Source organism: Mesorhizobium sp. P2_B11 (assembly GCF_056404855.1).
The window spans coordinates 18,061-27,624 of record NZ_JBFUDF010000018.1 but is presented as its reverse complement, the minus strand read 5'-3'; the positions used below and the strand labels follow the sequence as shown (position 1 = coordinate 27,624).

General features: G+C 61.4%; 13 protein-coding genes. 6 read left to right on the top strand and 7 right to left on the bottom strand.

Annotation, left to right across the window (positions count from 1 at the left end):
• From AC1DYJ_RS31640 to rpsL, 4 genes are all read right to left on the bottom strand, one after another.
• On the bottom strand, positions 1–753 hold a 753-nt coding region (locus AC1DYJ_RS31640; protein ID WP_140609816.1), incomplete at its 3' end, for an elongation factor Tu.
• A 64-nt stretch (positions 754–817) separates the two neighbouring features.
• Entirely contained in the window at positions 818–2,908 is a 2,091-nt protein-coding gene (fusA, locus tag AC1DYJ_RS31635; protein WP_477289432.1) for an elongation factor G, read from the bottom strand.
• Between the two features lie 30 nt (positions 2,909–2,938).
• Entirely contained in the window at positions 2,939–3,409 is a 471-nt protein-coding gene (rpsG, locus tag AC1DYJ_RS31630) for a 30S ribosomal protein S7 (RefSeq protein WP_008875664.1), read from the bottom strand.
• Between the two features lie 58 nt (positions 3,410–3,467).
• Entirely contained in the window at positions 3,468–3,839 is a 372-nt protein-coding gene (gene rpsL / locus AC1DYJ_RS31625; RefSeq protein WP_006333356.1) for a 30S ribosomal protein S12, read from the bottom strand.
• Between the two features lie 494 nt (positions 3,840–4,333).
• Between rpsL and AC1DYJ_RS31620 the strand changes: the two genes are divergently transcribed.
• The 3 genes from AC1DYJ_RS31620 to AC1DYJ_RS31610 all read left to right on the top strand — a co-directional run bounded on the left by AC1DYJ_RS31620 (position 4,334) and on the right by AC1DYJ_RS31610 (position 6,769).
• Positions 4,334–4,615, top strand: coding sequence for a transcriptional regulator (locus tag AC1DYJ_RS31620; protein WP_181062225.1), 282 nt, complete (start codon positions 4,334–4,336; stop codon positions 4,613–4,615).
• 35 nt (positions 4,616–4,650) lie between these two features.
• The gene (locus AC1DYJ_RS31615) at positions 4,651–5,763 is read left to right on the top strand and encodes a PLP-dependent cysteine synthase family protein (RefSeq protein WP_477289430.1); all 1,113 of its coding nucleotides are present in this window, start codon (positions 4,651–4,653) and stop codon (positions 5,761–5,763) included.
• A gap of 76 nt (positions 5,764–5,839) precedes the next feature.
• Positions 5,840–6,769 (top strand): Gfo/Idh/MocA family protein, encoded by a 930-nt coding sequence (locus AC1DYJ_RS31610; RefSeq protein ID WP_477289428.1) that lies wholly within the window; start codon positions 5,840–5,842, stop codon positions 6,767–6,769.
• Between the two features lie 15 nt (positions 6,770–6,784).
• Here the strand turns inward: AC1DYJ_RS31610 and AC1DYJ_RS31605 are convergent, their stop codons facing one another.
• Positions 6,785–7,156, bottom strand: coding sequence for a hypothetical protein (locus AC1DYJ_RS31605; RefSeq protein WP_477289426.1), 372 nt, complete (start codon positions 7,154–7,156; stop codon positions 6,785–6,787).
• Between the two features lie 99 nt (positions 7,157–7,255).
• Positions 7,256–7,525, bottom strand: coding sequence for a hypothetical protein (locus tag AC1DYJ_RS31600; RefSeq protein WP_477426389.1), 270 nt, complete (start codon positions 7,523–7,525; stop codon positions 7,256–7,258).
• On the opposite strand from AC1DYJ_RS31600, the gene AC1DYJ_RS31595 reads away from it, so the two are divergent.
• Genes AC1DYJ_RS31595 through AC1DYJ_RS31585 form a run of 3 tightly spaced genes read left to right on the top strand, consistent with a single transcriptional unit; the run spans position 7,515 to position 8,531 of the window.
• A complete protein-coding gene (locus tag AC1DYJ_RS31595; RefSeq protein ID WP_477289422.1) occupies positions 7,515–7,721 on the top strand; it encodes a hypothetical protein in 207 nt (68 codons plus the stop codon). The genes AC1DYJ_RS31600 and AC1DYJ_RS31595 overlap by 11 nt on opposite strands.
• Before the next feature lie 25 nt (positions 7,722–7,746).
• Positions 7,747–8,310 carry a DUF2975 domain-containing protein gene (locus tag AC1DYJ_RS31590; protein WP_477289420.1) on the top strand — a complete coding sequence of 188 codons (564 nt, stop codon included), beginning with the start codon at positions 7,747–7,749 and terminating at the stop codon, positions 8,308–8,310.
• A gap of 11 nt (positions 8,311–8,321) precedes the next feature.
• A complete protein-coding gene (locus tag AC1DYJ_RS31585; RefSeq protein ID WP_477289418.1) occupies positions 8,322–8,531 on the top strand; it encodes a helix-turn-helix domain-containing protein in 210 nt (69 codons plus the stop codon).
• A 291-nt stretch (positions 8,532–8,822) separates the two neighbouring features.
• On the opposite strand, the gene AC1DYJ_RS31580 is transcribed toward AC1DYJ_RS31585, so the two are convergent.
• On the bottom strand, positions 8,823–9,413 hold the full coding sequence (locus AC1DYJ_RS31580) for a flavodoxin family protein (RefSeq protein WP_477289416.1): 591 nt from the start codon (positions 9,411–9,413) through the stop codon (positions 8,823–8,825).
• Between the last annotated feature and the right edge of the window lie 151 nt (positions 9,414–9,564).

Genomic DNA, 9,564 nt, shown 5'->3' with positions numbered 1-9,564 from the left:
CGTCTTGGTCGTCGGACGGATGCCGATGATTTCCAGTTCCTCGCCGACCTTGACCACGCCACGCTCGACGCGGCCGGTCACGACAGTGCCACGACCCGAGATCGAGAACACGTCTTCGATCGGCATCAGGAACGGCTTGTCCAGCGGACGAACCGGCGTCGGGATGTAGGCATCGACCTGAGCCATCAGCTCGCGGATCGCGTCTTCACCGATGGTCTTGTTCGAATCTTCGAGAGCAGCCAGAGCCGAGCCCTTGACGATCGGAATGTCGTCGCCGGGGAACTCGTTCTTCGACAAAAGCTCGCGAACCTCGAGCTCGACCAGTTCGAGCAGCTCCGCGTCGTCGACCTGGTCGACCTTGTTCAAAAACACAACGATCGACGGCACGCCGACCTGACGGGCAAGCAGGATGTGCTCGCGGGTCTGCGGCATCGGGCCGTCGGCGGCCGACACGACCAGGATCGCGCCGTCCATCTGCGCGGCGCCGGTGATCATGTTCTTCACATAGTCGGCGTGGCCGGGGCAGTCGACGTGGGCGTAGTGGCGGTTGGCCGTCTCGTATTCGACGTGCGCCGTCGAGATGGTGATCCCGCGGGCCTTCTCTTCCGGCGCCGCATCGATCTGGTCATAGCGCTTGTATTCGCCAAAATACTTCGTGATCGCCGCCGTCAGCGACGTCTTGCCATGGTCGACGTGACCAATCGTGCCGATGTTCACATGAGGCTTAGTGCGCTCGAATTTACCTTTTGCCATGTGATGTCTCCAATCTGCTGCCCGTACGGGCCTTGAATTAAGTTACCGATGCAACCCGTTCGGGTTACGCGTATTTCTTCTGAACTTCCTGGGCGACCGCGGTCGGCACAGGCTCGTAGTGATCGAACTGCATCGTGTAGGCCGCACGGCCCTGGCTCATCGAGCGCAGGTTGTCGACGTACTTGAACATGTTGGCCAGCGGCACCATCGCGTTGATCACGACAGCCACGCCACGCGCTTCCTGGCCCTGGATCTGGCCGCGGCGGCCGTTCAGGTCGCCGATGACGCTGCCGACATAGTCTTCCGGCGTCACGACTTCGACCTTCATGATCGGCTCGAGCAGCTGCACGCCAAGCTTGGGCGCAGCTTCACGGAAGCAGGCGCGGCCGGCGATTTCGAAGGCGAGCACCGAGGAGTCGACATCGTGGTAAGCGCCGTCGATGAGCGTCGCCTTGACGCCGATCATCGGGAAGCCGGCGAACGGGCCGGACGTCATGACGCTGTTGATGCCCTTTTCGACACCCGGGATGTATTCCTTCGGAACCGCACCGCCGACGATCTTCGATTCGAACTCGAACTCCGAGCTTTCCGGGTTCGGCTCGAACTGGATCTTGACGCGAGCGAACTGACCGGTACCGCCGGTCTGCTTCTTGTGCGTGTAGTCCTGCTCGTGCCTGCGGGTGATGGTTTCGCGGTAAGCCACCTGCGGCGCGCCGACATTGGCTTCGACCTTGAACTCGCGACGCATGCGGTCGACGATGATGTCGAGGTGCAGCTCGCCCATGCCGGAGATGATGGTCTGGCCCGATTCCTCGTCGGTCTTGACGCGGAAGGACGGATCCTCGGCGGCCAGGCGGTGAAGGGCGAGGCCCATCTTTTCCTGGTCGTTCTTGGTCTTCGGCTCGATCGCGATCTGGATGACCGGATCGGGGAATTCCATGCGCTCGAGGATGACCGGGTGCAGCGGATCGCTGAGCGTATCGCCAGTGGTCGTGTCCTTGAGGCCAGCCAGAGCAACGATGTCGCCGGCAAACGCCTCTTCGACGTCGGCGCGCGAATTCGCATGCATCTGTAGCATGCGGCCGATGCGCTCTTTCTTGCCCTTGACGGTGTTGTCGAGCGAGATGCCCTTGGTCAGCTTGCCCGAATAGATGCGGGCAAAGGTCAGCGAGCCGACGAACGGGTCGTTCATGATCTTGAAGGCCAGCATCGACAGCGGCTCGTTGTCGTCGGCGTGACGCTCGATCTCGGCGTCGGTCTTGGCATCGACGCCCTTGATGGCGGGAACATCGGCCGGCGACGGCAGATATTCGACGACGGCGTCGAGCAGCGGCTGCACGCCCTTGTTCTTGAAGGCCGAGCCGCAGAACATCGGGTAGAACTTGACCGCGATCGTGCCCTTGCGGATCAGCGAGCGGATTTCGTCATTCGACGGCATCTTGCCTTCGAGGTAGTTCTCGAGCGCCGTCTCGTCCATCTCGACGGCGGCTTCGATCATCTTCTCGCGGTATTCTTCAGCACGAGCCTTGAGGTCGGCCGGGATCTCGACGACGTCCCAGGCAGCGCCCAGCGTCTCGTCGCGCCATACCAGCGCGTTCATCTCGACGAGGTCGACGACACCCTTGAACTCGGTCTCGGCGCCGATCGGCAGCTGCATGACAACAGCCTGCGCACCAAGGCGCGAGCCGATCATCTCGACCGAGCGGTAGAAGTCGGCGCCGATCTTGTCCATCTTGTTGCAGAAGATCATGCGCGGAACGCGATACTTGTCGGCCTGGCGCCAGACAGTCTCGGTCTGCGGCTCGACACCGGCATTGGCGTCGAGCAGCGCAATGGCGCCGTCGAGCACGCGCAGCGAACGCTCGACTTCGATGGTGAAGTCGACGTGTCCGGGAGTGTCGATGATATTGAAGCGGTACATCTTGCCGTCACGGCCCTTCCAGAAGGTCGTGGTGGCAGCGGACGTGATGGTGATGCCGCGTTCCTGCTCCTGCTCCATCCAATCCATGGTGGCAGCGCCGTCGTGCACTTCGCCGATCTTGTGCGACTTGCCCGTGTAATAGAGGACGCGCTCGGTGGTCGTCGTCTTGCCGGCGTCAATATGCGCCATGATACCGAAATTGCGGTAGTCTTCGATTTTATATTCGCGGGCCATCTTGGATGCCTTCTCAGTCTCGTTCGCGCTTTACCAGCGGTAGTGCGCGAAAGCGCGGTTGGCTTCAGCCATCTTGTGGGTGTCTTCACGCTTCTTGACAGCCGTGCCGCGGTTGTTGGCCGCGTCCATCAGCTCGCCGGAGAGGCGGTCGACCATCGTGGTCTCGTTGCGGTTGCGAGCCGCCGCAATCAGCCAGCGGATCGCCAGGGCCTGACGGCGCTCGGGGCGCACGTCGACCGGAACCTGGTAGGTGGCGCCGCCGACGCGACGCGACCGGACTTCCACATGCGGCGCGACATTGTCGAGCGCCTGATGGAAGACGGTGACCGGCTCCTGCTTGGTCTTCGACTGAACCTGGTCGAGCGCACCGTAGACGATGGTCTCGGCAACCGACTTCTTGCCGTCATACATGACGGCGTTCATGAACTTGGTGACGATCAGATCGCCGAACTTCGGGTCCGGGTTGATCTCACGCTTTTCTGCACTGTGACGACGCGACATGGCTTTTGTCTCTCAATCTCGTAGCCTTGCGCGGCAAAAGCGCGAAGGCCGGAAAATCTTACTTCGGACGCTTGGCGCCGTACTTCGAACGGCGCTGCTTGCGGTTCTTCACGCCCTGCGTGTCGAGCACGCCGCGGATGATGTGGTAGCGCACGCCCGGAAGATCCTTGACGCGGCCGCCGCGGATCATGACCACGGAGTGTTCCTGAAGGTTGTGACCTTCGCCGGGGATGTAGCCGATCACTTCGAAGCCGTTGGTCAGGCGGATCTTGGCCACCTTGCGCAGTGCCGAGTTCGGCTTCTTCGGCGTCGTTGTATAGACGCGCGTGCAGACGCCCCGCTTCTGCGGGTTCTGCTGCATGGCCGGGACCTTGTTGCGCTTCACCGGCGCAATGCGCGGCTTGCGGATCAGCTGGTTGACGGTAGGCATTAAACCCTCTTGTCTCTCAATTCCGTGTCTCGCCCGGTCAGGGCCGCTCAAAGCGTCAATTCCATACGCAAATTCGGGCCATAAACCGCGCCTCGCGGTCCTGCCCGAACAAAATGCAGAGGAAGCGGAAACCGCTTCATGCGCGCCGGAAATGTCTTTTCGCTCGTAAAACGAACCCTGTTTGAGGCAAACTCCAAAGCGTGTCGCTTCGGAAGGGAGAGCCTCACATCGGTTCTGACTGGGCGGCTTCTACTCGCAAGACCGTGAACCGTCAACCCCGGAGCGCCAAATATTGCGCGCCAGACAGGGCGTGGCAGCCATGCGAAAATCGCATGTAATTTTCTTTCGTCATTTTGCAAGAGCAAGGAAGAAAGTAACCGCGCAAGCAAGAAAGTGACCGGCTTTTGGCTGTCCTGCGCCCAGGCTTCATGGCAAAAGGCGCCATGGACAGCCCAAAAACCCTCGCCCGCCCGAATCTCAAGAGGAATCAGCCCGTGAACGACAACGAGGAACGCCCGGTCACCATCATCACCGGCCGCGTCTGGAAAAGGAAAGGCGGCAAGCCCGAAGGCGTGCATGTGATGCTGGTCGCGCCCGATGACGATTCGGCCGTGCGCCGCGCCCTCGAATCGCTCGCCGCCGAAGGCTATGCCGAGGCCGAGCTCGACCAGATCGGCGACATGGAGGGCGAACCCGACGATGAGCCGCATCTGTCGGCCTTTCAGGGCGCACTCGAAGGCGAAGTGTCGATCGTGACGTTCGAGGTTCCGCTCTAAGTAGTTGAATCGGCAAACAGGGGGATCGGCGGACGATGGCCATCTCAGCAGCGGCAAAACCTGCATCGCGCGCATGGGCCGACCGGGCGGTTGCCGCCATCGAAGCCGACCAGCGCCGCTCGGCCGATACCCATCTGTGGAAGCTCGACCTGCCGGCGCTTGCCGGCATCGACTTCTACCTCAAGGATGAATCGACGCATCCGACCGGCAGCCTGAAGCACCGGCTGGCGCGCTCGCTTTTCCTCTATGCGCTGTGCAACGGCCTTGTCCGCGAAGGATCGCCGGTGGTCGAGGCCTCTTCAGGCTCGACCGCGGTATCGGAAGCCTATTTCGCCCGGATGATCGGCGTGCCGTTCTATGCGGTGATGCCGCGCTCGACCTCGCCTGAGAAGATCGCCAGCATCGAGCACTATGGCGGCAACTGCCATTTCATCGACGATGGGCGGCGCATCTATGCCGAATCGGCCGAACTGGCGAGAAAACTCGGCGGCCATTTCATGGATCAGTTCACCCATGCCGAGCGCGCCACCGACTGGCGCGGCAACAACAACATCGCCGAATCCATTTTTGGGCAGATGCGCGAGGAGCGGCACCCGATTCCCACCTGGATCGTGATGAGCGCCGGCACCGGCGGCACCACCGCAACGATCGGCCGCTACCTGCGCTACAAACAGCATGCCACGCGGCTGTCGGTAGCCGACGTCGAACGCTCGGCCTTCTTCGATGGCTTCTCCACCCATGATGCCAACTGCCGTTGCGAGCAGCCGTCACGCATCGAAGGCATTGGCCGGCCGCGCGTCGAACCGTCCTTCGTGCCGGGCGTCATCGACCACATGCTGCGGGTCCCCGACGCGGTGTCGCTTGCCGCGATGCGGGTCCTGTCGCGTCATCTCGGCCGGCGCGTCGGCGGTTCGACCGGCACCAACTTCATCGCCATGTGCTTTCATGCCGCGCGCCTGATCGCGGCCGGCGAGACCGGTTCGTTGGTAACGCTGATCTGCGATTCCGGCGAGCGTTACGCCAACACCTATTATTCCGACGAATGGCTGCAGGCGAACGGCCTCGACCCCTCGCCCTTCGAACCGGCGATCGAAGCGTTTCTGGCCGGCGGAGAGTGGACGCTCAACTTCCAGGAAAGCTGGGGCTAAAGCGCCTTGCCAACCGCTTGCCCATGATCGGCGTTCTGGTAAGAACCGGGCGGCTTTACCAACCCTTGGAGTTCCCATGTCTGCGAAACCCATCAAGCTCGGCATCGTCGGCGTCGGCAAGATCGTGCGCGACCAGCATCTGCCGGCGGTGGCCAAGGATGGGGATTTTCGCCTGATCGCGGCCGCAAGCCGGCACGGCAAGGTCGACGACATCCCGAATTTTCCGACCATAGAGGCGATGCTCGACGCAGTACCCGAACTCGAAGCCGTTTCGCTGTGCATGCCGCCGCAATATCGTTACGACGCGGCGCGCACCGCCCTGATCGCGAAAAAGCATGTCTTCCTGGAGAAGCCGCCGGGCGCGACCGTCAGTGAGGTCGAGGAGCTGAAGCGATTGGCGGACGCCAATGGCGTCACGCTGTTCGCCAGCTGGCATTCGCGCTACGCGCCGGCGGTGGAGGCTGCACGGGCCTTCCTGGCTTCGGCCAAGGTCACCTCGGCGGCAATCGTCTGGAAGGAAGATGTCCGCCGCTGGCACCCGAACCAGGACTGGATCTGGGCGCCGGGCGGTTTCGGTGTTTTCGATCCCGGCATCAACGCGCTGTCGATCGTGACCCACATCCTGCCGGCGATGTTCATCACCTCGGCCGTGCTCGACTTTCCCGAAAACCGCGCCTCGCCGGTCGCCGCCCATGTCAATTTCCGCACCTCCGATGGGTTGCCGGTGACGATGGAGCTCGACTGGCTGCAGACCGGCCCGCAGAGCTGGGACATTCTGGCCGACACCGACAAGGGCAAGATGGTGCTGTCCGGCGGCGGCACCAGGCTCGCCGTCGACGGCAAGGTGGTTCACGACGAGCCGGAAGCCGAATATCCCCAACTCTACCGCCGCTTCGCCGAGATCGTGCGCGCCGGCATCTCCGATGTCGACCTTGCGCCCCTGCAACACGTCGCGGACGCCTTCATGCTTGGCAAGCGCAACGTGGTGGAAGCGTTCTTCGACTGAAGCGGTCCGGCGTTGCTACTGCGGTTCTTCGCCGGGATACTCTCCTGGCTTAGGCTCGGAAACGATCGGCGCCGTGCGACGGCCGAATTCCAGTTCGTTGAGGACATCTTGAACGGCAACCTCAAGTTCGGATTGCCCCCAGCCAAGCTGCGCGATCTCGCCATACCGAACGAAACTGGAGCGGTCGAAACCGTACTCAAGATGGTTGTATGAGATCACTGTCCGGCCAATCAGCGCCACAACCCAAATGCGAAGATCATTGCCGGCTGAGGTTCGATGACTCCATTGTTCCGGGTCAATGCTGATCGTATCCCACAGCCTGCGCTGCGCGAAACTCATGCCGTCCCGGCCTTCGTTGATCAGGTGCCACACCGCTGCCTCATCCATACGCTGTTCCTCAGGAGTCCATTTCGCGATCGGACATTATCATATTGACCTGGTGGGAACGGAAGCCACCGGAGTAGTCCGGCGGCTTCGCAACTGGGATTATTCTTTGATCCGGCAACCGGCGCGCTTGATCATGTCGGCGACAATGAGCGGCGTCGCCGGCGTTTGCGCCCAGCTTTGCTGTTTAGGCGCCCCGTTCTCCAATGCCGTCCGCACTGACGCAGTGTCCAGGCTGAACGCCTGGCGACAGGACACCGGCGCATTGTTGCCCATCGTGTCGAGAACCACCCCGGCACTTTCGCCGACGCCCGCGACATAGGCGACCAGCACCTGCTTCGCGACCGTGCTGGAATCAGCCTTGGCCATCATCTCCATCACCTGCGCTACGGAAATCTGTCCCTTTGCCGTCGATGGAAGCGCGAAAGCGGCGTTGGGCAATATGGACAATGCGACTGTACCGGCAATGGCAATTATGATCCTTGCGAAAGGCATTTTTTCGTCTCCTGTTGATGCCAACTTGACATCTGGCATCATTATGCATAAATTTATTATTGTAAAACGATAATTTCGGAATCACTCAGGAGAGCGACATGCCGACCTCCAGCCCCGATCCTGTCCGACAGGTACGGCTCAACCACATCCGGTCTTTCAGCCGATTGCTGGCATGGTCCTGTGGTCCGCTCGCCATTCTGTTGACGGCGGGGCTGTTGCTGTTCTGGTTCGGAGCGTCCACCGGATCGATCGCCGCCGGCGCTCAAATTCCGGCCGAATGGCTGGCAGATCTCGGCATCGGACGACGGGCGGCCGGATTCGCCGTCTCGTTCATCCCCCTGGCCTGCCTGATCGCGGCCCTTCTGGCAGCCAGGCGCTGTTTCAGGATGTTTGCCGCGGGTGAATTCTTCAGCCGCGAGGCGGCCAATGGTTTGAAAGGCTTCGCGGTTGGTCTTCTGGCGTCCGCGCTGTTGAAGCCGGTCTCGGGCGCGGCGTTGTCCGTGCTGTTGAGCCTGGATGCACCGGCTGGCCAACATCGGCTCACACTCGGCATCGACAGCGACACCATCCTCATGATCCTCGGCGCAGGCATTGTTTCCGTCATCGCCTGGGTGCTGTCCGAGGCATCCGCGCTTGCCGAAGAAAACGCCGCCTTCGTCTGAGGATCGAAACCATGATCAAGGTCAGGCTCGCGGTCGTCCTCGCCGAACGCAATGTGAAATCCAAGGATCTTGCAGAATTTGTCGGCATTACCGAGGCCAACCTGTCCCTGCTGAAACAGGGCAAGGTCAAAGGCATAAGGTTCGAGACGCTGGAACGCATCTGCGACTATCTCGAATGTGAACCGGGCGACCTGCTCCGGTTCGAGAAACCGACCCGGTAGCTGTCAAACGGCGTTGAAGATTGACCCCTTATCGGCGTGCAATATCGACCCCTTGAGGTCGGTGAGCTGATCCGATCCGTCGAGGCTGCTCGGGTTTGCGCACCTGGGCGGTTCAGCGGGTTGGGATTCAGGCGCGACGATACCCGCGCCGAGCACGAGGAGCTCTTGCGATTTCAGGACGCAAAGCGGTAACCGGCTGAGACTCAGGTGTTCCGAAAGTCGGGTGGGAAGATTGGTCATGTTTGGGCCTCTCGTGTCTCACCACGCGAGGAGGCAAGAGATGTGCCGGTATCACCTGCTCCCGACCCACTGCCGGATCTCGTCAGCCAATTGCTCGAGAACGCCCATCGTCCCGGCGGGGAGCGGGTCCGGAAACCGTTGCTCGGGATACGCGAGCGTTCCCCCCAGATGGACCGGCTGGACGCATGGCATCTCGTGCTGTTCGAAAAACTTGATCATGTTGTCCGCGCATAAGCGCACACTCGGATCGTCCGCGGGATCGGTGGCGCCGTTGACGATGACCGCTCCGAGTTTTCCTTTGAGCTGTTGTCCGTCGCGCCACAGGGGATCCGATCTGTCGAGCAAGACGACGCCCAGGGCCGGCGGCATTCCGAAGCAGGTGGGAGTAGCCATCAGAATCACGTCCGACTCTTTCATGAGTGACAGAACACGATCGATCCCGTCGCCGTGGTATCCGAACGTTTGATAACACTGCTCGCACCCGAGACAGTCGATACGCTCATCGGCCAGACGCACCTGTTCCACGACCTTCGCCCGCCGATCTCTCTCGAGCGAGCGAAGAATCTCGCCGAGCATCCGCGCTGAGTTACTGGACGCGCGTGGGCTGCAGTCTATTCCAATGATGGTCGCCGCTTTGTCCATGTGAGGATCCCCAATAAGGCGTGACAGCTCGATACCGAATGGCACGGGGCGAAGTTTTGAGTATCTCCACCGATGGCTTCAAAGTCGACGATACTCGCTCTTTGCCTTTGAATTTTCCGGATCACAATATTGACCCCCTAAGGTCGGTGAG